The sequence below is a fragment of the Burkholderia sp. MSMB1078WGS genome (assembly GCF_001528895.1).
In the GTDB taxonomy this organism is placed as follows: Bacteria; Pseudomonadota; Gammaproteobacteria; order Burkholderiales; family Burkholderiaceae; genus Burkholderia.
The window spans coordinates 119,822-145,351 of record NZ_LPDI01000082.1; the positions used below are offsets into that span (position 1 = coordinate 119,822).

Below are 25,530 nucleotides of genomic sequence, written 5' to 3' on the forward strand. Positions count from 1 at the left end.
CGCCCCCCAGCCATTGCATTACTCGATCACACCGAGATTGAGACCGGCGATCTTTTGCAGTGCAGCTTCGCCGGACGCGATGCTGTTGCGGAAGATGCCTCGGTTGATACCGACGAGGCCGCCGAAGGTCTGGCCCGACGATCCGTTGACCCGCCCGCTCGCGACGGAGCGCTCGACAAATCCGGTGTTCATGCCGATCAAGCCGCCGAGTGTCGAATAGCAGCCGGCGCCGACCATGCCCGATGCCGACGCGTCACGCACCGTACCGAGGTTTTCGCCAGTAAAACCGCCCACCGTGCTGGACCCACCGCCCGTCACGTTGCCGGTTGCCGACGCGGCCTCGATCGTGCCGGACGTCGTGTTGGCGCCGGCAAAACCGCCCACCGACGCGCCAAACCCGCCAGACACGTCGCCGCTCGCATCGACGTTGCCCAGTTCGGCCGCGTTGCTGCCGACGAAGCCGCCCGTCTTGCTGTAGTTGCCGCCCGTCGTCTTGCCGCGCGCGACCGCGTGTGCAATCCGTCCGCCGAGATGACTGCCGACGAAGCCGCCGTTGGTGCCCTGGCCGCCTTTCACCGCGCCATGCGCTTCCGCCATGTCGATGATCGCGTTCGGACCCAGGTTCATGCCGACAAAGCCGCCCGTCGAACCCGTCGATGCGCTCCAGACCTCGCCCAGCGCCTTGCTGTCGGTCACGATCCCCTGGTTCAACCCGACGAAACCACCGATCGCTTGCGCATATCGACCGTCGACGATGCCGCTCGCACTCGACTTGACGATCTTGCCGGTATTGCTGCCGACGAGGCCGCCCACCGTACCGCCCGAGCCGCCTGTCACGCGGCCCAGCGCGGCCGAGTCCTCGATCATGCCGAGCAGGTTCGCCCCCACCAGTCCACCCACGTTCACGCCGGCGATATTGGCGCCCGACGTGGTGCCGCGGCTCGTCGACCGGAGAATGTCGCCGCCCCGGTTCACGCCGACGAGCCCGCCGATCGACGCGAGATTCGATGCACCGCCGAATACGGTCGCATTCGATTCGCTGTCGGACACGACACCGGAGAGCTCGCCGACGCGGTTCTCGCCGATCAGGCCGCCGACCGCATACGACATGTGGTTGCCTGTCACATATCCGGCAAACGATGCGCGGGACATCTCGCCCAGATTGGTGCCGACCAGCCCACCCAGCGCATTGCTGCGGTTGGCGTTCGCATTGACCTGCATGCCGGTTGCGGTCACGTTCGAAATCTTGCCGGCGTTTTCGCCCACCAGCCCGCCGATGGACACCGGACCGACGCCCGCCGCGGCGCTGACGCGCAACGACTTCAGGTTGAGGTTGGCAAGCGTGCCGGTGTTGCGGCCGAACAGCCCGGCGTACGGGTCGCTGCTCGTAATGTTGAGGTTGCTGATCGTGTTGCCGAGGCCGTCGAACACACCGGAGAACTGTGCTCCCGAACCAATCGTCTTGAACGCGGAGCCGTAATAGGAACCCGCGATGTCGTTGCCGAGCACGTACAGCCCGTCGAGATTCGCATCGACCGCCTGCAGCTGCTGCAGGTTCTGGATCACGGTATAGCGATACCCGTTCGATTCGAAACCGGCCGCCGCCCCCGACAGCTTCACTGCCGCACCGCCCGTCAGCGATTGCGCGACGCCGTAGTCGAGCGTCAGAAGCGCATTCGCGCCGGTCAGCGCGATCGGCGCCGCGATCCGCACGTTGTCGTGTGCGTTAATCGCGAAGTGTGCATTCGCGCCTGTCGCGCGCAGCGCGCCGTTGATCGACACGTCGCCCTGCCGGCTGGCCAGCGTCAAGCGATTGCCGCCGGCCCAGGTAACGGCCCCGTCGACCGAGGTGTGGCCGCGATCGGCGACCAGCTCGACATCGGTGGTCGCGAGATTGCGCGACAGCGTGTCGGCCACGATCGTACCGGGCTGGTTCGCACCGGCCGTGACCGACACGTCGGACGATGCGATGCGCCAGGAGCCGCCGCGACCGTTGGTCGCGCGCGTATCGACCGTTGCACCGAGCGCCACCTTCACGTCCGCGCCTCGCGTGTCGACCGTGCCGCCGTTGCCCGGTGCCGTCGCGCTCGCATTCAGCACACCCGCGACGTTCACGGTGCCGGCATCGTAGCCATCCAGCGAGATCCGGCCCGCCGTATTCCTGAGCGTGCGCGCCTCGATGGTGCCTTGATTGTTGACTACCGTACGCAGCAACGTATCGGCGGTTTTGGCGTTCATCAGCACCTGTCCGCCGTCGGCTTTCAGCAATTGTTCGTTGCTGACGAGCGCGTTGACGGTTCCCTGGTCGACCTGCACGCTGAGCAGCTTGCCGCTGTCGAAGTTCAGCGTGACGTCGCTGCCCGACGCCAGTGCAACGGTGCCCATCTGTGCCTGGACGATTCCCCTGTTGAACACGCGCGCGCCCAGCAGAGCGATCGACCCGCCTTCGCGCGCTACGAGATTGCCGAAGTTCTGCACTTCGCTCGGACTCCGGCCGGAGAACCGGAAGCGGCCTGCGTCGAAGTCTTCGTTCCTGATGTCCAGCGTCGTCGCCAGCAGCCCGCCGACATTGACCTGCGCGCCCTTGCCGAACAGGATGCCGTTGGGATTGACGAGAAACACGCGGCCGTTCGCGTCGATGTTGCCGTAGATCGCGCTGCCGTCCTGGCTGACGACCCGGTTCAGCGCGATCGACGTCGCGGACGGCTGGTTGAACGTGACACGCTGCCCTTTGTCGACGTTGAACGACTGCCAGTTCGTCACCAGTTTGTCGCTGTGCTGGTTGATCGACATCTGCTGCCCGCTGTCGTAGCGAAGCATGTCGGCTTTCCCGGACACGATCGTCTCGCCCGTCGGCAGCGCATGCACGGACGTCGCTGCGCCGCCCGCAAGCAGCATCAGCACCGCGACGACACGCGCTCGCGTGCTGGACTTGCCGCGCCGGCGTACCCGTTCGCCGGCGACCTGCCAGGCGCCTTGTCGGTCGTTCCACACCAGAGCATAGGTCTTGTTCACTTTCGTTTTCCCTTGTTGTAGTTGAATCCCTGCCGATACCCCCGGCAGGACGGGTCCTGCAAACATTGACGTGCCGCTCGTCACGGCGGCGCGGCCCGCGCGCGGTATTCGTGCGACGCACCGCTCTCGTCGACGGCCTCGAACACGATCGCGCCCGCGCCGGCCCGCATGCCGATCGGAATCTCGGCCCGGCCGAACGGCGCGACGTCCACCGCGCCGCTCTCCAGCACGACGGGTTCGCCGTTCACCGACAGGCGCGTCAGCGTCACGTAGTACGGTGTGGGGTTGCGCGCGGCGACCGATGCAGCGGCCTGCGTGCCGCCGTGCGTCCATACGAGCCGGTTCGGCGCGTCGTCGGGTTCGCCATCGAGACCGGGCGGCCGAACCAGCAGCTTCATCCTGAGCCGGTACGCGATGCGCAGTACGTGCTCGCCGGTCGGCGCGGCCGGCGGCACTTCGAGCAGATTGATCCAGAAGCACACCTCGCGGTCCGTGGGAAGGCCGCCGCCGACAGCCTGCACGCGAATGGACAGCGGCTGCCCCGGATCGAGCCGCGCAAGTGGCGGCGCGACGACGAACGGCACGCGCAGACGGCTCGGGTCGGCATCCGGGTCGCCGTCGTCGAGCCACGCCTGCACGAGGATCGGGGCGCTCCCGCCGTTGCGGGCGAGGATCGTCAGCGCGCGCGCATTGCCCGGATAGACGAACCGCGTGCCGACCACGGAGAGAGACGCCTCGCACCGGACCGCGCCGACGCTCGCGACACAGGCCAGCACGAGCGCGCGCAGGACGCGACCGGTATCCGGGCGGCGGCACCCACGACGCGACGACAGCCGCGCAAGCGGGACATCACGAAAGCGTGAACGATGCATCGTGTTAGCGCCCTCCGTCGTGCTCGGCTCGCGATGCGACGGCGTCCCGCGTCACCGTCGCCGCGCGGCAGGTACCCGTCAGCATCACGTAGCCCGTCCCCGCACGCTGCGCAGCCGGTATCGTGTAATCGATCACGCACTGCTGGTCCGCACGCGGTCCCCATTCGACACGAATCCGGCCGTCGTCCGCGGCGCTGCGTACGAACAGTCGGCTGCCCTGGCCGACCACGCCGAGCGCCGCGCCGGTGTGTGCGTCGAACGCGCGTGCCGCGAACGCCAGCGGCCGCCCGTCGTCGGTCTGTGCGTCGATCAGCAGCGCGCGCGCCTTCAGCGTGTCGTAAGACAGCATGACGATCGACCCCGAGCGCGGGGCAACACTGCGCGACACCGTCTTCAGCTCGACGTTCTCCGGAATGTCCTTCGGGTCGATGTCGATCTTGTTGAGCTGATACGGAATGAGGCTCGGCACGATCGCGTAGCCGAAGCGGTCGACACGCGCGCTCGTGTTCGCGACCTGTGCGCCGCGCGCGTGCGGCGCGTGCACGACGCCGATGGTTTCGCTCAACGTGGGTGCCGGCGTCAGGCCGCCCGGATGCAACACGAGGCCGCCCGTCGCGTTCGCCGAAGCCTGCTGGTAGTCGCGCCCGATGCCCAGATTCGCCGACACGGACACGGCCGGCCGCTGATAGCCGATGCCGAAACTGCCCGACGATGCGCGATTGTTGCCGTCATAGCTCGACGCCAGCGAGTACGATCCGTCGCCCCGCTCGCCGAAGCGGCCCGCGAGGCTCGCCGTGGCGCTCGTGCCGGCGCTGCTGTCGTGCGTCACGAGCGAGCTGAAGATCGGCGCACGCCGCGAATTGCGGCCCAGCGGAATCGACACGTTCACGCTCGCGAGCGTGCTGCCCGCGCCACCCCCGAACGACGGCTCGCGTCCGGACAGGTTGCGCACGCGCTGCACCGACGCGGTCACCGTGGCATCGCGCCACTGCGTGCTGTAGCCGAGCGTGAAACTGACCGTCCGCCCGCCGCCCGCCCAGTAGCTGAGCGCCGATCCGTTCGCATAAACGCTGCCCGCACTCCCGATCTGCTGGCTCACGTTGAGATCGACCCGATCGCGCAAACGCGCAAACGTGGCCGCCCCTGCGCCCTGATCGCCCCGGCCGTTCAGCAGCATCGCGTCGCGCAGGCCGAGATAGCCTTTCGTGGAATAGCGATACGCGAGCAGCGAGAAGTTCGTCCCGCTGTTCGGCAGGTTCTTGCTGTACGACACGCGAATGCTCGAACCGGTCAGGCGCTCGCTGCCGCGCGGCTGCGTGCGCGCGATCGTGATGTCCGCCCCGAAGCCGCCGATCGACGTATTGAGCGCGACACCCATCAGCGCGGACTGGTAGCGGCTCGCGAACGCGGCGCCGCCATAAGCCGTCACGGCGTTGCTGACGCCGCGCTGCACGGTGAACTGGCCGACGTACTGCTTGCCGATATCGTCGCCGAGTTCGATCGCCTGCCCCGCCATCACGCTGAACCGCGTGCTGCCCGGACGCAGCAGTTGCACCGTCGTCGCGAACGGCACCACGAAGCTGCGCGTCTCTCCGTTGGCCTCGGTCACCGTCACGTTCAGGTCGCCGCCGTAGCTCATCGCCTGCAGGTTGTCGATCGCGAACGGTCCGGGCGCGACGGTCGTCTCGTGCACCAGATAACCGCGTTGATAGATCGACACCTTGGCGTTCGATTGCGCGACGCCGCGCACGACGGGAGCGTAGTAGCGCTGCTCGTCGGGCAGCATCCTGTCGTCGCTCGCGATCTGCACGCCGCGAAACGACACGGCGTCGAACATCGAACCGCTGGTCGAGCTCTCGCCCGCCAGCAACTGCGCGTGCCAGTCGGACAGATCGGTTTGGGCATACACGTAGCCGCGCTGATAGCGCGCGCCGCTGCGCTGCGACCACGTCAGGTTGCCGTTGTGACGGATCCGGATGGGCCCGGCGCTCGCCGCCATCGACAGGCCCGTATAGAACTGCGAATACTCGTAACCGCTTGAACGCGCCGCAAACGCACTCGCGTTGTAGTTCAGCCATGCGGCGGGCACGCCGTTCGTCCAATGCGACGGGTCGACGTATGTGCTCTGGCTCGCGAGCCGCATGTAGAGCTGAGGCGCAGTCAAATACAGCCTCTGCTCGGCCGCGTCGAACGACAGCGCGCCGCCGGGCACGTAGCGGGACAACGCATCGCAGATCGACCCGTCGGGCATCGGATTCGGCGGCTGGCTGCCATCCTGGCCGCGCGCGCTTCGATCCAGATCGATGCCCGCGCGCTGCAGCAGCGCGCGATCGTAGCAAGGCAGCACGTCACCGCGCACGTCATGACGGAACATGATGTCTTCCACGCCGCGCCACTGCCCGTTGACGATCAGGTCGACGCGATGCATGCCGGGCACGACCGCGTTCGGCCGTGCGAACGGCGTCGTATCGATCGGCTCGCTGCCCGCGCCGTGCATCAGCATCGAATCGTCGAAGTGCGTGTCCCCGCCTGTCGACACGCTCGATGCCGCGCTCGCTGTCGAGCGGCGCGAGCCGTCCCGCCCGGCCGGCTCGACCGTATCCGTCGTCGCGGCGAAACCGTTCGTCCCCGACGCCATCGCGATCGATGCGAACACGGATGTGACGGCCAGCAGACAAGGACGCTGCAGAAACCGCGGCGCACATGAAAATTGAAAACCAGCCGAACTCAGCATGAGGATACAGTTGTTTCGCATACCGAATCTATTTTCATGATCCGGCATGCTGTGTCGTGCCTTCGAGATGTGCTATGTGAACCTGTTGCTCAATCGGTCAATTTTTTAGTTATCGTGCTGCGGCCGCCGTAGTCGTCGATCGCCATGTAGCGCACGGCCGTCGGACGCTGCGAACGCGCGGCGGCGGCGGGCAACGGGAAGCGCTGCGACCCGAACGGGGCGACCATCCCGCCGCCGGCCGGGACGAAGGTTCCGCCGACGTCGCCCTCCACCATGCCGAACGACACGTAGTACGGCGTCGGATTGGAAACCTCCAGCGATATCGGCTGCCCGCGCGCAGGCGCCGCATCGGCCGATACTTTCCAGACCAGCTTGTCCGCTGCGGTGTCGGCGTCGTTCGCGAGCGCCGTGGGCCGGTAGAACAGTTTGATGCGGGTCCGGAACGCGAAGCGCAAGCGGTTGTCCGCGTCCTGCGTCACTGCCGGCACCTCGAGCACGTTCAGCCAGAACACCGATTCGCGGTCGGCGGGCAGTTGTGCCTGCAGGTTCGTGATGCGCAGCACGGCGTTGCGTCCGGTTTCGACGCGCACCAAGGTCGGCGCAACCAGGAACGGTGTGCGCATCTCCTCGGGCGGCACATCGGCGCGGCCGTCGTCGATCCAGCTCTGCGCGAGTACCGGCTCGGTACCGGCGTTTTTCATCCGGACCGTCACATCGCGGGCATGCTCCGGAAAAATCACCCGGGTACCGTCCAGCAGCAGTGCCGCCTGTGCCGGCGCGGCACAGGCGGCCCACGCCACGACACCGGCCACGGCTTGCACACGAAGGGAACGAATGGACAGGTTCATGACGTGGAGCAGGGATTGCATCGATCAGTGGTACGCGAGCACGTAGCGGATGAACGAGTTGCCCGAACCGGTCTTGATCGCAGCCGGCGCGGCCGTCGATACGTATTGCGCCGTATAGGTCAGCGTGGCGGTGTTGTTCGCGACCGTCGCGACTTGGGCATCCGCGATGTTCTGCGGCTGACCGAGCATGATCTTGCCGTTCTTGCCGTTGCCCGCATCCTTGAGCTGGATTTCGATGCCTTCCGCCGGCTTGGTGCCGACGAGTTTCAGGTTGCCGGTCACCGGATTGATGTTGATCGACCGCTGATCGAATTCGACCAGAACCTTCGTGCCGTCGGTACACCCTGCATTGCCGCCGATGTTCAGGTTGAACGTGACGGGATTCGAAGTCTTGCCGATTTCGGTGAACGTGTCCGTGCCGATGCGGTCGCCGAGTTGCACTTCCTTGCGGTTGCCGGCGCCCGGCGCCGCGCCGTCGATGTTGCAGGTGACGTCGGAAATGCTGCCGTAGAACGCGAGCTCGCCGTCGAATGCGTGGGAAACCGACGGCACGAGCGCAGCACTTGCGATACCTGCGGCGACGCAACCCCGGAGCAGATTCATCTTCATCGTTGAATTCCTTTAAAAATGGATGTTTTCTCGGAACAACCCGTTCACGTGCCGGCATTCGATCGTTTCGCCGATTGCCCGCAGCACGAACCTGGTCGTCTTATTCCGGAAGAAAGGCTGATCTCATCCGAGAATTTGACGGCCAGCGAAATTCTATTAATCAAAATGATTTATCGATATCGTACGGGTACGAATTATTCCATTTGCTTATCGAAGCATGTGGAATTCGAATGAACGCGGCAATCGCGAGCGGCAGGCAGCCGACGATGCTGGCGCAGCAAGGGCGCACGGCACTTTGACCGATAGTCGATAACGGAACGACGAGGCGAAAGAAGGCCCGGCGAGCGTCCGTCATTGCACGCGCAAAATCCAGGCCAATTGCATTATTTTGTTAACAACAGTTTCAAATCATCTCCCATCCAATAATTTTCTCATTGGAATTGACATGTATTCAGAAAAATCTCATGTGCACGCCCCTCGCGACTCATTTTAAAAGGGTAACCAATCGAGAATATTGCACACCAGAATCAGCATTTTCCTTTTCCATGCCGATTCGTCATTGCGGGCCGCCGGTCGTTTCGCAATCGCATCGATATACGCGTCGTTACCGACTTGTCCCATGTGCGTCGTTCGGGTCCGGCGCTGCCTTCCCGCCGTCTCGAGCGGCAACGAACGCAGCGCCAAAAAAAACGCCCGCTGCAAGCAGCGGGCGCGAATCCCAGTCAAGGAGGTGTCACACGAACTACGGGTCCAGCATAAAAGGATCGGCCATCGTCGACAACGAAGCGATTGCGATATCGATATCGTCGCCGTGCGGATGAGCTTCCGAGTCGGCGCGCCCCATAAACGAAACGGCGCTCCGCCGTCCGGGAGGAGCGCCGCTGGCTATCCGTGGCGGCGGGCAGCGCCGGCCGTCGGCCGGGCTATGCTCCGCGGCCGATCACGGCTCGTGGCGCAGATACCCTTCCTTGCTCGGATCGCGCATGCGCCACGACACGATCAGGGAGATCGCGCACAGCACGGTCACGTACCAGTAGAAGGTTTCCTCGCTGCCGATCGACTTGAACCACAGCGCGACGTACTCGGCCGAGCCGCCGAAGATCGCGTTCGCGACCGCATACGACAGGCCCACCCCCATCGCGCGCACTTCCGGCGGGAACATCTCGGCCTTGATGAGGCCGCTGATCGACGTGTAGAAGCTGACGATCGCCAGCGCAACCGTGACCAGCACGAACGCGGCCACGGGGCTCGTCACGTCCTTCAGCGCATGCATCAGCGGCACCGTGCCGATCACCGCGAACGAACCGAACAGGATCATCGACGTGCGGCGGCCGATCTTGTCCGACAGCGCGCCGAACACCGGCTGCATCAGCATGTAGACGAGCAGCGCGACGGTCATCACGTTGCTGGCCGTCTTCGCCTGCATGCCGGCCGTGTTCACGAGGTACTTCTGCATGTACGTCGTGAACGTGTAGAAGATCAGCGAGCCGCCGGCCGTGAAGCCGACCACCGTGAAGAACGCCCCCTTGTGCTGCCACACGCCGCGGATCGTGCCGGCGTCCTTCTTGTCGCGCGATGCGCTCGTCGACGTCTCGTCGAGCGACTTTCGCAGGTACAGCGAGATCAGCGCGGCCGCCGCGCCGACCACGAACGGAATGCGCCAGCCCCACGCTTTCAGCTCACCGGCCGACAGCGTCTGCTGCAGGATCACGAGCACCAGCAGCGCGCACAGCTGGCCGCCGATCAGCGTCACGTACTGGAACGACGCAAAGAAGCCGCGACGGCCCTTCAGCGCCACTTCACTCATGTAGGTCGCGCTCGTACCGTACTCGCCGCCCACCGACAGGCCCTGGAACAGGCGCGCGACCAGCAGCAGCGCCGGCGCGAGCGCACCGATCTGCGCATAGGTCGGCAGCACCGCGATCACGAGCGAGCCGCCGCACATCATCAGCACCGAGATCATCATCGCCGTGCGACGGCCGTGACGGTCGGCGATGCGGCCAAACAGCCAGCCGCCGATCGGACGCATCAGGAAGCCGGCCGCGAACACGCCCGCCGTGTTCAGCAGCTGGGTCGTCGTGTTGCCGCTCGGGAAGAATGCCGGCGCGAAGTACAGCGCGCAGAACGAGTAGATATAGAAGTCGAACCACTCGACGAGGTTGCCCGATGAGGCGCCGACGATGGCGAACACGCGCCGCCGGGTGTCATGCGCGGACAGCGCAGCTTGGTCGGTCTGGACGTCCATGGGTTGGTCTGTTCCTTTTAGTACTTTCTGGGCGAGACGGCTGGGGCCGCCGCGTGCGGTCGCACGTGGCACCGGTTCCGGCGCACGGCGCTACGGGATTTTAGCGAAATGTAAAGTAACAAGCGCTCCGGGTTCGTCCGGATGTAGAAAATTTTTCTCCCGCCACGCGTTCGTCATATGAAAACGCCAGCCTTCAGGCTGGCGTCCGATGCAAACATTTTCGCTTGGCGACGATCACACGCGCACTTCCGGCGGCACGTAGCGGCACTCGTAGCGCTTGCGTACGGTGCCGGCCTCGTCGACGCTTTCCAGGTACACGTCGAACTGCCAGAGCCGCGCCATGTGCTTGAGCACCTCTTCGCTGTCGTTCGACAGGTGGCGGTTGTCGGTCATGAAGTGACGCAGCGTAAGGCTACGGTCGCCGCGCGTGTTGACGGCCCATACCTGGATGTTCGGCTCGCGATGATGGATGTCGTACTGCCGCGACAACGCCTGCCGCACGTACTGATAGCCGGAATCGTCGTGGATCGCCGATACCTCGAGCGAGTCGCGCATGTCGTCGTCGAGCACCGAGAAGAGCCGCATCTCGCGAATCAGGTTCGGCGACAGGTACTGCGCGATGAAGCTCTCGTCCTTGAAGTTGCGCATCGCATAGTGCATCGCCGGCAGCCACGGCGTGCCCGCGATCTCCGGAAACCACTTGTAGTCCTCCTCCGTCGGCGCTTCGCAGATCCTTCGGATGTCGCTCATCATCGAGAAACCGAGCGCATACGGGTTGATCCCGCTGTAGTACGGCTTCGTGACGGGCGGCTGGTAGACCACGTTGCTGTGCGAATGCAGGAACTCCATCATGAAGCCGTCTTCCAGCTTCCCCTGGTTGTACAGCGTATTGAGCAGCGTGTAGTGCCAGAACGTCGCCCAGCCTTCGTTCATTACCTGCGTCTGTCGCTGCGGATAGAAATACTGGCCGATCTTGCGCACGATGCGGATCACCTCCCGCTCCCACGGTTCGAGTAGCGGCGCATTCTTCTCCGCGAAATACAGCAGGTTCTCCTGCGGCTCGGGCGGATAGCGCTCTTCCTGCTCCTCCGTCAGCTCGGGCTTCTTGCCGGGCAGCGTGCGCCACAGTTCGTTGACCTGCGACTGCAGGTACGCCTCGCGCTCGCGCCGCAGTGCCGCTTCCTTCGACAGCGACGGTTTCTGCGGCCGCTTGTAACGGTCGACGCCGTAGTTCATCAGCGCGTGGCACGAATCGAGCAGTTCCTCGACGCGATCGAGACCGTAGCGCTCCTCGCATTCCGCGACGTAGTTCTTCGCGTACACGAGATAGTCGATGATCGCGTGCGCGTCGGTCCACAGCCGGAACAGGTAGTTGCCCTTGAAGAACGAGTTGTGCCCGTACGCCGCGTGCGCGATGACGAGCGCCTGCATCGTCATCGTGTTTTCTTCCATCAGATACGCGATGCACGGGTTCGAATTGATGACGATTTCGTAGGCCAGGCCCATCTGGCCGCGGCGGTAGCTCTTTTCGGTCGCGAGGAAGTGCTTGCCGAACGACCAGTGGCGATAGTTGACGGGCATCCCGACCGACGCATACGCATCCATCATCTGCTCGGCGCTGATCAGCTCGAGCTGGATCGGGTAGATGTCGAGCTCGTATTGTTCGGCGACCTGCGAGATGTGCGTGTCGTATTCCTCGAGCAATTCGAACGTCCAGTCGGACGGGCACGGCAGTGGCTTGCGTTCGGCAACGTTCATACGCGCTTCCTTTTGCCCGGCACCGGGCAAGTCGGCGGCCGGCGGCGACGGTTCGGCCTGCACGCGTTGCTGCGGTGCGGCAGGGCCGGCCGTGTCGTCGCCGGAAGGGCGCGGCTCGTAGCCGCGCGACTCGTTGTGCAGATGGCGGGTCGTCATGACATTTCCACCTGCTTTTCGAACAATTCGCGAAACACCGGGTAAATGTCCGCAGCCGATTCCACTTTTTTCATCGCGAGATGCGGTTGCGACAGGGCCAGTTGCGCGTATTCCAGCCACAGATTCTGCTCTTCCGGCGCGACCTGGATATACGCGAAGTAACGCGTCTTGGTGAGAATATCCTCTTCCAGGATTTTGCGACACTTCGGCGAATCGTCAGTCCAGTTGTCGCCGTCGGACGCTTGCGCGCCATAGATGTTCCACTCGGTCGGCGAGTAGCGCTCGTTCATCACCTTGCGCATCAGTTCGAGCGCGCTCGACACGACCGTGCCGCCGCTTTCGGTCGAATGGAAGAAGGTATCTTCGTCCACTTCCTCGGCGCGCGTATGGTGACGGATGAACACCACTTCGATGCGCTCGTAGTTGCGCTTGAGGAACAGGTAAAGCAGGATGAAGAAGCGCTTCGCGAGATCCTTGCGCTGCTCGTCCATCGAGCCCGACACGTCCATCAGGCAGAACATCACGGCCTGGCTGGACGGTTGCGGCTGCTTCACGCGGTTGATGTAGCGCAGGTCGAACGGATCGATGAACGGAATCCGCCAGATGCGCCCTTTCAGGTGGTGGATCTCGGCTTCGAGCGTCGCGATTTCCGCGCGGCGGTCTTCGGTGTCGTTCTTCAGCGCTTCGAGCCGCGCCTCGAGCTCGCGCAGCTCGTTGACGAGCGGCGAGCCGAGCGCGATGCGCCGGCCGAGCGCGCTGCGCAGCGAACGCACGACGTCGATGTTGTTCGGCGTACCTTCCGCCGACCAGCCCGCGCGCACGTTCTTCCAGCTCGGCACCGTCAGCAGGTGCGTCTTCACGAGGCGCGGCAGTTCGAGATCGTCGAAGAAGTACTGCATGAACTCGTCGCGCGACAGCTCGAACACGAAGTCATCCTGCCCTTCTCCTTCGTTGCTCGCCTGACTCCCGCCGCCGCCCGAGCCGCCCTGCGGACGCGGAATCTTGTCGCCGCGCACGTAGTCCTCGTTGCCGGGGTGCACGTATTCGCGACGCCCGCCCGGCGCGTGCCGGAAATTCGGCTCCGCGATGTCCTTGCGCGGGATCGTGATGCTCTGCGTGCTCTGGATATCCTTGATGCTACGGTCGCGCACCGCGTCGGACACGGCACGACGAATGTAGTTCTTGACGCGACGCAGAAAGCGTTCGCGATTGGCGATGCTCTTGTTCTTGCCGGCCAGCCTGCGGTCGATGATTTGATGAAGCACTCCCGGTCTCCCGCTCGAAAGTCGATCTGCCGGGGCACTCGCCGCGCATGCCGTCTGCCGTCATGCGGGCGGCGCCTCTGAAAGCGCCCGGGCGGACTCGCCGTCCGGGCGCGATGCCGCGCGTGTCATGACGACTTGCGCACGCGCAGGTACCAGTCGCAAAGCAGCCTCACCTGCTTCGGCGTATAGCCCTTCGCGACCATCCGGTTCACAAAGTCCTCATGCTTGCGCTGCTCCTCCGCCGAACCCTTGGCGTTGAACGAAATCACCGGCAACAGCTCCTCGGTGTTCGAGAACATCTTCTTCTCGATCACGACGCGCAACTTCTCGTAGCTCGTCCACACGGGGTTCTTGCCGGCGTTCGCCGCCCGTGCGCGCAACACGAAGTTCACGATCTCGTTGCGGAAATCCTTCGGATTGCTGATCCCGGCCGGCTTCTCGATCTTCTCCAACTCCGCGTTCAGCGCGGCGCGGTCGAAGCTCTCGCCCGTGTCGTGGTCGCGGAATTCCTGATCCTGGATCCAGAAGTCCGCGTACGTGACGTAGCGATCGAAGATGTTCTGCCCGTATTCCGAATACGATTCGAGATACGCCGTCTGGATCTCCTTGCCGATGAACTCCGCGTAGCGCGACGCGAGCACGTCCTTCACGAAGGACAGGTACTTCTGCTCGGTTTCCGGCGGGAACTGCTCGCGTTCGATCTGCTGTTCGAGCACGTACATCAGGTGCACCGGGTTCGCCGCGACCTCGCTCGTATCGAAGTTGAACACGCGCGACAGGATCTTGAACGCGAAGCGCGTCGATACGCCGGTCATCCCTTCGTCGACGCCCGCGTAGTCGCGATACTCCTGGTACGACTTCGCCTTCGGATCGGTATCCTTCAGGTTTTCGCCGTCGTACACCTGCATCTTCGAGAACAGGCTCGAATTCTCCGGCTCGTGCAGGCGCGACAGCACCGAGAACTGCGACATCATCTTCAGCGTGCCCGGCGCGCACACGGCCTCGGCCAGCGACGAATTGCGGATCAGCTTCTCGTAGATCTTGATCTCTTCCGACACGCGCAGGCAGTACGGCACCTTCACGACGAAGATCCGGTCGAGCAGCGCCTCGTTGTTGCGGTTGTTGCGGAAGGCCTTCCACTCCGATTCGTTCGAGTGCGCAAGAATCACGCCGTCGAACGGAATCGCGCCGAAGCCTTCGGTGCCCTTGAAGTTGCCTTCCTGCGTGGCGGTCAGCAGCGGGTGCAGCACCTTGATCGGCGCCTTGAACATTTCGACGAATTCGAGCAGGCCCTGGTTCGCAAGGCACAGGCCGCCCGAGTAGCTATAGGCGTCGGCATCGTCCTGCGCGTACTGTTCGAGCTTGCGGATATCGACCTTGCCGACCAGCGACGAGATGTCCTGATTGTTCTCGTCGCCCGGCTCCGTCTTCGCGATGCCGACCTGCCGCAGGATCGACGGATAGCGTCGCACCACGCGGAACTGGCGGATGTCGCCGTTGTATTCGTGCAGGCGCTTGACGGCCCACGGACTCAGGATGCTTTTCAGGTAGCGGCGCGGAATGCCGTACTGTTCCTCGAGGATCGGACCATCCTCGTCGTAGTCGAACAGCCCGAGCGGCGATTCGTTGACGGGCGAGCCCTTCAGCGCATAGAACGGCACGCGCTCCATCAGTTGCTTCAGACGCTCGGCGATCGACGACTTGCCGCCGCCCACCGGGCCCAGCAGATAGAGGATCTGCTTCTTCTCTTCAAGACCTTGCGCAGCGTGGCGGAAATACGCGACCACCTGCTCGATCACCTCCTCCATTCCGTAGAACTCACGGAATGCCGGATACACCTTGATGACCTTGTTCGCGAAGATCCGCGACAGGCGCGGGTCGTTGCGGGTATCGATCTGTTCAGGTTCCCCGATTGCTTCCAGCATGCGTTCACCCGCCGTCGCATACGCGGATGGATCGTTCTTGCAGAGCGCGAGATACTCCTCCAGCGAGAGCTCTTCCTCTCGCGTTTTTTCGAAGCGGTTCGCGAAGCTGCTGTAAATATCCATGCTACCTCCCTCGCCTGAGTCTGAAGACGTGCCTGCCTTCTATGACTGCGCAGAAGCAAGCGCGTTCGAATTCATCCTAAACCCTTTCTTATTTTTTTTCACGAACTCTTCGTATGAAGTTCGTCATTCTCGACAACACCGCTTGGACAACGCATTTCGTCGTTTTACAATCGACCTCCCGAGCCGCAGAAACTGCATCCGCCGCGTCTCGTCGAACATCGAAACGGCTCGTGCGTTGGACACCTCCGACGTCGCCACCTCTCCCCTTCATCCCTATACGTTCGAGCGGCCGCGCGCGATGACACGCCGCCCGCACCGTTACAAATTTTTTTCGCAGTCCCGTACGGACATACCCGTACGACGAACGCGGGAACACGACGCGCACGCAGCGCCTCCGCGCGAATCCGTCGGCGCGTCACGCACGATGCGCGACGCACGTGCCTGTGCCCGATCGATCGTCCGCGCTGTCACATTCGGCCTGTCGCAGAAACGACGACGCCCGCGGATCGCGGGCGTCGTTCGTCACCAAATGGGGATAGATACGCGGCGCACGCGGATCAGAACGTCTCCCAGTCGTCACCGCCGGCGCTCGCGACGGCCGGCGCGGGCACCGGCGCAGCCGATACGGCGGCAGGCTTGCGCGCCGGCATCGCGGCGGTCGCGCGTTTCGGCGCGGCATCGCGTTCGACACGCGCAGCGGCCTGTACCGGCGCCGCCGCCGGCGCGGACGATGCGCGCGGCGCATGCCGCGCCACCGCAACGACGGTGTCCGCGCGCGCCGTTTCGTCGTCGAGCTGGAATACCGCCGCCGTTTCGCGCAGGCGCATCGCCTGTTCGTCGAGCGACTGCGCGGCGGCCGCGGCTTCCTCGACGAGCGCCGCATTCTGCTGCGTGACCTCGTCCATCTGCGCGACCGCGCGCGCCACCTGATCGATCCCGCCGCTTTGCTCCTCGGACGCCGCCGCGATCTCGCCCATGATGTCCGTCACACGCTGGACCGCGCCGATCACGTCGTTCATCGTGCGCCCGGCTTCGTCGACCAGCGTCGAGCCGGTCCGGATACGCTCCACCGACGCGTCGATCAGCGTCTTGATTTCCTTCGCCGCGCTCGACGAACGCTGCGCGAGGCTGCGCACTTCGCCGGCGACGACCGCGAAGCCGCGGCCTTCCTCGCCTGCCCGCGCGGCTTCGACGGCCGCATTCAGCGCAAGTATGTTGGTCTGGAACGCGATTCCCTCGATGATCGCGATGATGTCCGCGATTTTCGCCGAGCTGTCGTTGATTTCGCCCATCGTGCCGACCACCTGGCCCACCACCGTATTACCCTTGTTTGCAATGTCGGACGCATTCGCGGCCAGCGCGCTTGCCTGGCGCGCATTGTCCGCATTCTGCTTCACGGTGCCGGTCAGTTGCTCCATGCTCGACGCGGTTTCCTGCAGCGCAGCGGCCTGTTCCTCGGTACGCGACGACAGGTCGATGTTACCGGCCGCGATCTGGCGGGCCGCGGTCGCGATCGATTCGCTGCCGCCGCGCACGGTGCGCACCGTGTCGACGAGCCCGCGCTGCATCCTCGCGAGGCCTTCCAGCAACTGCCCCATCTCGTCGCGCCGATCGACGACGATCGGCCGGCGCAGGTCGCCCGCGGCGATCGCGTCGAAATGCGACAGCGCATCGGCAATCGGGCGGCCGATCGCGCGGCTCAGCGTCAGCCACGACAGCGCCGCGGCCCCGATGCCGGCCAGCAGCACGACGATCGACAGCACGCGCATCGTCTCGAACACCGATTCCGCCCGATCGAAGCGCGCCTGCGCATTGGTGAACTGAAAGTTGCGCAGCGCTTCGCCGGCCACGGCCAGTTCGTTATAGCGCGCCTGAAGCTGCTTCGCGCCGTCGCCGATCCGGTCGTGATCGCCCGTGCCGATCGCGCTCGCGAACGCGTCGCAGGTATCCTGCAGCACCTTGCGCCGGGCGACGACGTCCTGGGCGAGGCGATCCTCATCGGCGCCGCGCGGCAGCGCGAGGTACTTCTGCCACCATGCGTCGGATTGCGTGCGCATCGCGCGGCTGCGCTCGATGGCAGCCGTGGAATCGGGCGTGCCGACCAGCAGCGCCGCCCGGTCGAGTGCGAGGCGCTCGCGCGCGGCGAACATTTCCGCGACCGACACGTCGACCGCGCTCGGCATCTGGTTCGTGAAAATCTCGCGCGTCGAATCGTTCGAACGCGTCATTCCGTACAGACCGAGCACGCCGGTGATACCCAGCAGTACCGCCAGAAACGCCATCGTCAAACCGATGCGCGCACGAATCGTCAGGTTCCTGAACACCATCATCCATCCTGTATTGCGTCGTCATGAACGGGCCTCGCCCGTTGGCTCGAAGCATTGCTTCACTCGGTGCATTTACGACCGTGTGGCGCATAACTTGATGGTTTTGGCGTCATTATTTCGAATTATTCGTCTGTTTATTACAAATGACTGAATAATTGACGCAATTCGGGTCGGAATGGCGAACAGGAGAAAGGCGCACCGGTACGCGGCCGTCCGTCTCGTGCGACGGACGGGCCGCGTAGCGGAACCGGAAAGCGGTGATCCGGTCCTAGTCGGCCAGTTCGATGCGGCTCGGAATCGACGGCTGTGCGCCTGCGCGCGTGACCGACAGCGCCGCCGCGCGTTGCGCGAAGCGGATGGCCGTGTCGACGTCCGCGCCGGCCGCGAGCCGTGCGGAAAAGCCGCCGATGAAGGTGTCGCCGGCCGCCGTCGTGTCCACCGCCTGCACCACCGGCGCCGGATAGTGTCGCGCGGCGCCGTCGGCCGTCAACGCGAGCACGCCGCGCGCACCGAGCGTGACCAGCACGTTGCGCGCGCCGCCGGCCTGCAGCAAGCGCGCGGCGGCTTCGGCCTCCGCCGGGTCGCGCACCGGCAGCCCGGTGAGCGCGGCCGCCTCGACCTCGTTCGGGATCAGGTAATCGACGAGCGGCAGCCAGCCGTCCGGCAGCGGCGCGACGGCCGGGGCCGGATTGAGCACCACCGTGCGGCCGAGCCGGCGCCCGGCCGACAAGGCCGCGAACACCGCGTCCGGCGGCGTCTCGAGCTGGCAGATCAGCACGTCGGCCGCCGCGAGCGCGGCCTCGTGCCGGGCAATCGTGTCGGTCGTGACCTCGCCGTTGCCGCCGGCGACGATCACGATCGCGTTCTGGCTCGCATCGTCGACGACGATCAGTGCGACGCCGGTCGACGCCGACGCGCTCGTCGCGAGCCCCGTGCAGTCGATTCCCTCGACCTCGAGGCCCGCTCGCAGTGCCGCGCCGTGCGCATCCGCGCCGACGCAGCCGATCATCGCGACGTGCGCGCCAAGCCGGGCGGCGGCGACGGCCTGGTTGCCGCCCTTGCCGCCCGCTGCCTGCGCGAACGCATGCCCGGCCAGCGTTTCGCCCGGCAGAGGCAACCGCGGCGCCCGCACGACGAGATCCATGTTGAGGCTGCCGACCACCGTCACGCGGCCGGCGCCCGTGGCGGTCGCCGTCATGCGCGAGCGCCCGGCGCGGCCGGCTCGCGATAGACCGCCGTCGATTCGCGCAGCACGAGGCGCGGCGACACGACGCGGCGGCGGCTCGGCACGGCGCTCGAACCGCCGCCGATCCGTTCGATCAGCGTCTGCGCGGCCATTTCGCCGAGCGCGCGCACCGACTGGCCGACCGTCGACAGCGCCGGATACGTGTAGCGGGAAAATTCGATGTCGTCGAACCCGATGATCGAGCAGTCGTCGGGCACGCGCATCCCGCGCTCGGCCGCCGCGCGCAGCGCGCCGACTCCCATCAGGTCGTTGCCCGCGAAGATCGCGCTCGGCCGCACCGATTCGAACAGCCGCGACGCCGCGTGATAGCCGCCCAGGCACGAGAAATCGCTTTCGGCGATCGCGCCCGGCACGATGTCGACCCCGCGCTCGGCCATCGCGCGGATGAAGCCGTGCACGCGCATCGCGCTGACGGCGGTGTCGGTCGGCCCGGTGATGCAGCCGATCTTAGCGTGCCCGAGTTCGAGCAGATGGCGCGTGGCCAGATACGCGCCGCGCTCGTGGTCGATCTGTACGAGATCGGCCGCGAGCCCCTCGATGTTGCGATCGACGACGACGAGCGGCGCGTGGATATCGGCAAGCGTCTGCGCGAGCACCGCGTCCTCGCCCGCCGACGCGACGATCAGACCGTCGATGCGCTTTTCCTGCAGCACGCGCAGGTAATTGCGCTGCTTCACGGGATCGTCGTCCGAATTGCAGAAGAACACGCAATAGCCGTTGGCTGCGCACTGATCCTCGATGCCGCGCGCAAGCTCCGCGAAGTATGGATTCGTGCTGTTCGGCACGACGAGGCCGATGGTCGCCGTCGCCCGTGCCTTCAGCGAGCGCGCCACGGCCGACGGCACGTAATTCAGCTCGCGGATCGCGCCCTCGACCTTCGCACGCACATCCGCGGACACCGGCCGCGAATTGTTCACCACGTGCGAGACGGTCGTAAACGACACGCCCGCCATGGCCGCCACATCCTTGATCGTCGCCATTTCCCGTTTCTCTCTGGTCTGTTCTGTGTGTCTTCTTACCGCACGCGCGTACGCCGGCTGCGATACGTATCGAGCACGACCGCCACCACGATCACCGCACCCGTGATGATCCGTTTCGTCGGCTCGTTCGCACCGATCTGCGCCAGCCCCGCGGCCAGCACGGAGATGATCAACACGCCGAAGAACGTGCTGATCACCGAGCCGCGCCCGCCCATCAGGCTCGTGCCGCCGATCACGACGGCGGCGATGACCTGCAGTTCGAGGCCCGCGCCCGCGTTCGGATCGGCCGCCTCGAGCCGCGAAATCTGGAACAGCGACGCGAGCCCCGCGAGCGCGCCCATCAGTGCGAATACGAGAATTTTATACGGCCGCGGGTTAACCCCTGCAAGTCGCACCGCTTCCTCGTTCGTGCCGATCCCGATCAGATACCGCCCGAACACCGTGCGCGTGAGCACGAACTGGGCCGCGATCATCACCGCGACCGCGATCAGGAACGCCGGCGAGATGCCCAGCGCGATCGGGTTCGACAGGAAATCGAACGCGTCGCCGATATACGCGGTGCGCGAATTCGTCAGCTGGTACGCGAGGCCGCGAGCGGCCTCCAGCACGCCGAGCGACACGATGAACGACGGAATCCGCCAGCCGACCGTGACGGCGCCGGTCAGCGTGCCCGTCGCGGTTGCGACCGCGATCCCGATCAGCGCGGCCGGCAGCGGCCCCCACTGCCATTTCAGCGCGGCGACGCTGACCATCGACGCGGCGAGCGCGAGCACCGAGCCGACCGACAGGTCGATCCCTGCGATGATCAGCACGAAGGTCATCCCGACCGACATCACGACGAGATCGGGAATCTGGTTCGCGATCGTGCTGAACGTGTCGTAGGTCAGGAAGTGCGCGCTCAGCACCGAAAACAGCGCGATCATCGCGGCCAGCGCGCCGGCGAGCCCGAGATAGTTCGACAGGCCGAGCCGCGTGCCGGACAGCGTGCGCGCGCGGCGCCCCGTCACGTCCTGCTGCGCGCCTGCGTCGGTCGGGGATACGGGAGGCTGGGTCATTGCTGTGGTCCTGTCGTCGAAGTGCCCGGAGCGGCGCCGCGCGCCTGCCCCGCATCCGGATGCTGCATGGCGGCCGCCGGCGTCTCGCGGCCAAAGCCGGCGAACGCCGCGGCCAGCAGCGCATCCTGGGTCCAGTTGCCGCGCTCGAACACGGCCGTCATGCGGCCGGCCGACATCACGCCGATCCGGTCGCAGATCAGCATCAGCTCGCGCAGGTCGCTCGATACGACCACGAGCGCGCGGCCTTCGCGCGCGAGCGCGCCCATCAAAGTGTAGATCTCGAATTTGGCGCCGACGTCGATCCCGCGCGTCGGCTCGTCGAACAGCAGCACGCCCATGTCGCGCGCGAGCCAGCGGCCGATCACGACCTTCTGCTGGTTGCCGCCCGACAACTCGCCGACCGGCTGCGTCGCCCCGTGCGTGCGGATTCGCAGCGCGTCGATCTGCTGCTCGGCGAGCGCGGTCTCGCGCGCCGAATCGACGATGCCGCCGCGCGCGAGCCGGTCGAGCTGGCCGAGCGACACGTTCGCTGTAATCGACTGCGACAGCAGCAGCCCTTCGCCCTTGCGATCCTCGGTGATCAGCGCGATGCCCTGCTGCACCGCATCGACCGGCGACGCGATCCGCACCGGCTTCAGCGGCTGGCCCACCGCGATCGTCCCGGCATCCGGCGTGTCGGCACCGTAGATCAGCCGCAGCAGCTCGGTGCGACCCGCGCCGATCAACCCCGAGATGCCGAAGATCTCGCCCGCGCGTACCTCGAGCGACACGTCGCGCACGGCCGTCCCGCGCGTGAGGCCCGACACCGCGAGCCGCGGCGCGCCGAAACGACGTTCGCCGAGATCGATATGTTCGCCGATCTCGCGCCCGACCATCAGCGTGACGAGCCCGTCGGACGTGGTCGCCGCCATGTCGCCCGCATGCACGAGCCTGCCGTCGCGCAGCACCGCGACGCGCTCGGCGACGCGCGCGAGTTCCTCGAGCCGGTGCGAGATGTAGACGATCGCGACGCCGCGCGCCTTCAGCCGGTCGATCTGCTCGAACAGCAGCTCGACTTCGCGCGCGGTCAGCATCGCGGTCGGCTCGTCGAGAATCAGCACGCGGCAGTCGCCGATCAGGTTGCGCGCGATCTCGACCATCTGCTGGTGGCCGATGCCGAGCGCGCCGACCGGCGTATCCGGATCGACCGCGTCGAGCCCGACCTGCGCCATCGCCGCGCGCGCGTCGTCGCGCAGCCGCGCGCGATCGATGATCCCGAAGCGCCGCGGCAGGCGGTTCAGGAACAGGTTTTCGGCGACGCTCAGCGTCGGCAGCAGGTTCAGCTCCTGCATCACCATGCGCACGCCGAGCGCCTCGGCCTGCGTGCGGCTCGCCGGCGCATAGGCGTGGCCGCCGAGCTGCATCGTGCCGGCGGTCGGGTCGACGAGCCCGCCGATGATCTTCGACAGCGTGCTCTTGCCGGCACCGTTCTCGCCCGTCAGCGCGAGCGCCTGGCCCGCGTCGAGCGTCAGCGTGACGTCGGCGAGCACGGGTTCGGCATAGGTCTTGCCGATGCCGGATACGGACAGCACGGGGTGGGCTGAACGGGAGGGTTGGAAGGTCGGTTCCATCGCGATCCTGGTTGCGGCCGCGCGCACGGGGCGCGCGGATATGACGCTCACAAGTGCATGTGCATGCAGTGGCCGTGATCGCGCTCACACCGGATAACGGCCGCCGCGCCGGATTCTTGAGGGCGGCAGCCGGACCGGTGCGGCGTTACTTCGTCACGAGATCCACCGGCGTCTCGACCACGCCGGACATGTCGGCCTGCTTGCGATGCTCGGCGATCGCCTTGAGCGCCGTGTCGATGCCGAATACGGCCTGCTTCGCCGCGTACTGGTCGGCGGTCGCGAGCACGCGGCCGTCCTTCAGCATCGGCTTGATCGCGTTGATGTTGTCGTAGCCGACCACGAGCACCTTGCCCTGCTTGCCGGCCGCGCGCACGGCCGACACGGCGCCGATCGCCATGTTGTCGTTGCCGCACAGCAGCGCCTTCAGGTTCGGATATTCGTTGAGCATCGCGGCGGCCACCGCATTGCCCTTGTCGATCTCCCATTCGCCCGACTGCACCGACACGACCTTCATCCCGCCCGCCTTCATCGCGTCCTGGAAGCCGGCCGTGCGCTGCTGGGCGTTGGTGGTCGTCGACACGCCTTCGACGATGCCGACCTGATCGCCCGCCTTCAGCCGCTTCGCGAGGTAATCGCCGACCTTGCGCGCGCCCTTGCGGTTGTCCGGGCCGACGAACGGCACGTTCAGGTTCTTCGACTTCAGCACGTCGGGATCGAGCCGGTTGTCGATGTTCACGACGACGATGCCTGCGTCGACGGCCTTCTTCACGACCGGTACGAGCGCCTTCGAATCGGCCGGCGCGAGCACGATCGCATCGACCTTCGAGACGATCATCTGCTCGACGATGCGGATCTGGTTCGCGGTGTCGGTCTCGTCCTTGATGCCGTTGGTGACCAGGTCGAACTGGTTCGCGTTGTGTTTCTGGTATTCCTTCGCGCCCGTTTCCATGGTCAGGAAGAACTCGTTGGCGAGCGACTTCATCACGAGTGCGACCTTCGGCTTGGCCGCGGATTGCGCGTGGACAGCCGGTGCGGCGGCCACCGCGACGGCGGCGAGCGCGGCGGTCAGGAAGCGACGGCGAAAGCGGACATTCATACACATCTCCTGGCGACTGGCCCGAAGGGCCGGATTGTTGTTCGGTTGTTGTTTTAATGTGAGCAAACGTTTGCGCCACACTACCCGGGCAATGGCCATCGATGCTGCTGTCGGTACCACGGAATGGAAGCAAGGCAGACGGCCGACTGCCTGGCGCGTGCTGTCGTCGACGCGCCACCGCCTGCGGGACGCCGGCGGAGTGAAGGCTATGCTGTACCGATTCGCTTCGGCGCGCAACCTGTCTGATCAATATTTAAGGGTTTATTCGGAGCGCGCGAGCGCGCTTCACGACGCGCAAATGCGACAGTCGCGATGCCGAAGGCGGCTCGCCGACGCGCGTCGCCGGCGGCGGGCCGATGATGAAGCGGTTCGGCGCGAACGACGCGATCGGCACGCGGATCGCCGGCATCCACCGCCCGATATGTGGTCGACTGTGACTGAACCGGCGATTCGTATCGCGCTGCTTCGTGAATGAGGATGGTTGCCGATCGTGCGTTCCGCACCGAGATTCGGCGTTGCAAAGCGTTCTTGTTTTTCCGTGGGCACGGAAACGCGTGCCGGTCGTCCTGACGCGACGCACCTGATCGGATGCCTCGGCCGATGATTCGGACGCGCCGGCGGCAATCCCGCCGCCGCCCGGTGCGGTGTACGGCAGGCTATGCGCGGCGCGTGTCGCGCACCGTCCGCGGCATCTGCCCGGACGGCGTGCGACATGCGCCATCAAACGGCTTCGCGCAACAGCCCCGCGATTTCCGCTTCGTTCAGATGCGGCGCGAACATTTCGATCAGCCGGTACGCATACGCGCGCAGGAATGCGCCCTTGCGCAGGCCGACCCGCGTCGTGCTCGCCTCGAACAGGTGCTGCGTGTCGAGCGCGACGAGCCCCGTGTCGCGCTGCGGATCGTAGGCCATCGCCGCGACGACGCCGATCCCCATTCCGAGCTCGACGTAGGTCTTGATCACGTCCGCATCGATCGCGGTCAGCACGACGTCGGGCACGGCGCCCGCCTGCGCGAACGCCTGGTCGATGTGCGAGCGGCCCGTGAAGTCCTGGTCGTACGTGATGATCGGGTACTCGGCAATCTCCTCGAGCGTCAGGTTCTCGCGGCCGACGAGCGGATGGCCCTTCGGCACGACGACCGTGTGGTGCCACGAATAGCACGGGAACGTGACGATGTCCGGATAGCGGTCGAGCGCCTCGGTCGAGATGCCGAGATCGGCCTCGCCGTTCAGGATCATCTGCGCGATCTGCTGCGGGCTGCCCTGGCGCAGCGCGAGATGCACCTTCGGGAACACGTCGGTGAATTGCCGGATCACCTTCGGCAGCGCGTAGCGCGCCTGCGTGTGCGTCGTCGCGACGACGAGGTGGCCGCTGTCCTGATCGGCGAACTGGCGCGCGACGCGGCGCAGGTTCTCGGCGTCCAGCAGCATCCGCTCGATCAGCTGGTGCACCGCCTTGCCCGGCTCCGTGAGCCCCGTCAGCCGCTTGCCGCGCCGAATGAAGATGTCGACGCCCAGCTCATCTTCCAGATCCTTGATCTGTTTCGACACGCCCGACTGCGACGTGTACAGCACGTTCGCGACTTCCGTCAGGTTCATGTTCTGGCGCACCGCTTCGCGCACGAACCGCAATTGCTGAAAATTCATGGGTATGCCTCTTAGGCTG

General features: G+C 65.6%; 16 protein-coding genes. All 16 read right to left on the reverse strand.

Annotation, left to right across the window (positions count from 1 at the left end; translation table 11 throughout):
* Positions 1-18: 18 nt before the first annotated feature.
* The 16 genes from WT24_RS19315 to WT24_RS19390 all read right to left on the reverse strand — a co-directional run bounded on the left by WT24_RS19315 (position 19) and on the right by WT24_RS19390 (position 25,511).
* Entirely contained in the window at positions 19-3,015 is a 2,997-nt protein-coding gene (locus WT24_RS19315; protein WP_060035569.1) for a GLUG motif-containing protein, read from the reverse strand.
* Positions 3,016-3,095: 80 nt separating this feature from the next.
* Complete coding sequence (locus WT24_RS19320; RefSeq protein ID WP_060035570.1) at positions 3,096-3,887, reverse strand: molecular chaperone; 792 nt, start codon at positions 3,885-3,887, stop codon at positions 3,096-3,098.
* A gap of 4 nt (positions 3,888-3,891) precedes the next feature.
* A complete protein-coding gene (locus tag WT24_RS19325; RefSeq protein WP_060035572.1) occupies positions 3,892-6,543 on the reverse strand; it encodes a fimbria/pilus outer membrane usher protein in 2,652 nt (883 codons plus the stop codon).
* Between the two features lie 167 nt (positions 6,544-6,710).
* Complete coding sequence (locus WT24_RS19330) at positions 6,711-7,421, reverse strand: molecular chaperone (protein WP_257126160.1); 711 nt, start codon at positions 7,419-7,421, stop codon at positions 6,711-6,713.
* 72 nt (positions 7,422-7,493) lie between these two features.
* On the reverse strand, positions 7,494-8,078 hold the full coding sequence (locus WT24_RS19335) for a fimbrial protein (RefSeq protein ID WP_059498970.1): 585 nt from the start codon (positions 8,076-8,078) through the stop codon (positions 7,494-7,496).
* 940 nt (positions 8,079-9,018) lie between these two features.
* On the reverse strand, positions 9,019-10,323 hold the full coding sequence (locus WT24_RS19340) for an MFS family transporter (RefSeq protein ID WP_059498971.1): 1,305 nt from the start codon (positions 10,321-10,323) through the stop codon (positions 9,019-9,021).
* 234 nt (positions 10,324-10,557) lie between these two features.
* The gene (locus tag WT24_RS19345; RefSeq protein WP_060035574.1) at positions 10,558-12,237 is read right to left on the reverse strand and encodes a SpoVR family protein; all 1,680 of its coding nucleotides are present in this window, start codon (positions 12,235-12,237) and stop codon (positions 10,558-10,560) included.
* Positions 12,234-13,502 (reverse strand): YeaH/YhbH family protein, encoded by a 1,269-nt coding sequence (locus WT24_RS19350; RefSeq protein WP_034207259.1) that lies wholly within the window; start codon positions 13,500-13,502, stop codon positions 12,234-12,236. The genes WT24_RS19345 and WT24_RS19350 overlap by 4 nt, the downstream gene beginning before the upstream one ends.
* A 125-nt stretch (positions 13,503-13,627) precedes the next feature.
* Positions 13,628-15,550, reverse strand: coding sequence for a PrkA family serine protein kinase (locus tag WT24_RS19355; RefSeq protein WP_027784391.1), 1,923 nt, complete (start codon positions 15,548-15,550; stop codon positions 13,628-13,630).
* Positions 15,551-16,107: 557 nt separating this feature from the next.
* Positions 16,108-17,877 (reverse strand): methyl-accepting chemotaxis protein, encoded by a 1,770-nt coding sequence (locus WT24_RS19360; protein ID WP_060035577.1) that lies wholly within the window; start codon positions 17,875-17,877, stop codon positions 16,108-16,110.
* A 268-nt stretch (positions 17,878-18,145) separates the two neighbouring features.
* A complete protein-coding gene (gene rbsK / locus WT24_RS19365) occupies positions 18,146-19,075 on the reverse strand; it encodes a ribokinase (RefSeq protein ID WP_060035579.1) in 930 nt (309 codons plus the stop codon).
* Positions 19,072-20,103 (reverse strand): LacI family DNA-binding transcriptional regulator, encoded by a 1,032-nt coding sequence (locus WT24_RS19370; protein WP_034207256.1) that lies wholly within the window; start codon positions 20,101-20,103, stop codon positions 19,072-19,074. The genes rbsK and WT24_RS19370 overlap by 4 nt, the downstream gene beginning before the upstream one ends.
* 35 nt (positions 20,104-20,138) lie before the next feature.
* Positions 20,139-21,158: an ABC transporter permease gene (locus WT24_RS19375; RefSeq protein WP_059789824.1), complete on the reverse strand. Its 1,020-nt coding sequence runs from the start codon at positions 21,156-21,158 to the stop codon at positions 20,139-20,141.
* The gene (locus WT24_RS19380; protein ID WP_059498975.1) at positions 21,155-22,768 is read right to left on the reverse strand and encodes a sugar ABC transporter ATP-binding protein; all 1,614 of its coding nucleotides are present in this window, start codon (positions 22,766-22,768) and stop codon (positions 21,155-21,157) included. The genes WT24_RS19375 and WT24_RS19380 overlap by 4 nt, the downstream gene beginning before the upstream one ends.
* 145 nt (positions 22,769-22,913) lie before the next feature.
* Positions 22,914-23,864, reverse strand: a complete 951-nt coding sequence (locus WT24_RS19385; protein ID WP_059498976.1) for a sugar ABC transporter substrate-binding protein — start codon at positions 23,862-23,864, stop codon at positions 22,914-22,916.
* 720 nt (positions 23,865-24,584) lie between these two features.
* Positions 24,585-25,511: a CysB family HTH-type transcriptional regulator gene (locus tag WT24_RS19390; RefSeq protein WP_034207252.1), complete on the reverse strand. Its 927-nt coding sequence runs from the start codon at positions 25,509-25,511 to the stop codon at positions 24,585-24,587.
* Between the last annotated feature and the right edge of the window lie 19 nt (positions 25,512-25,530).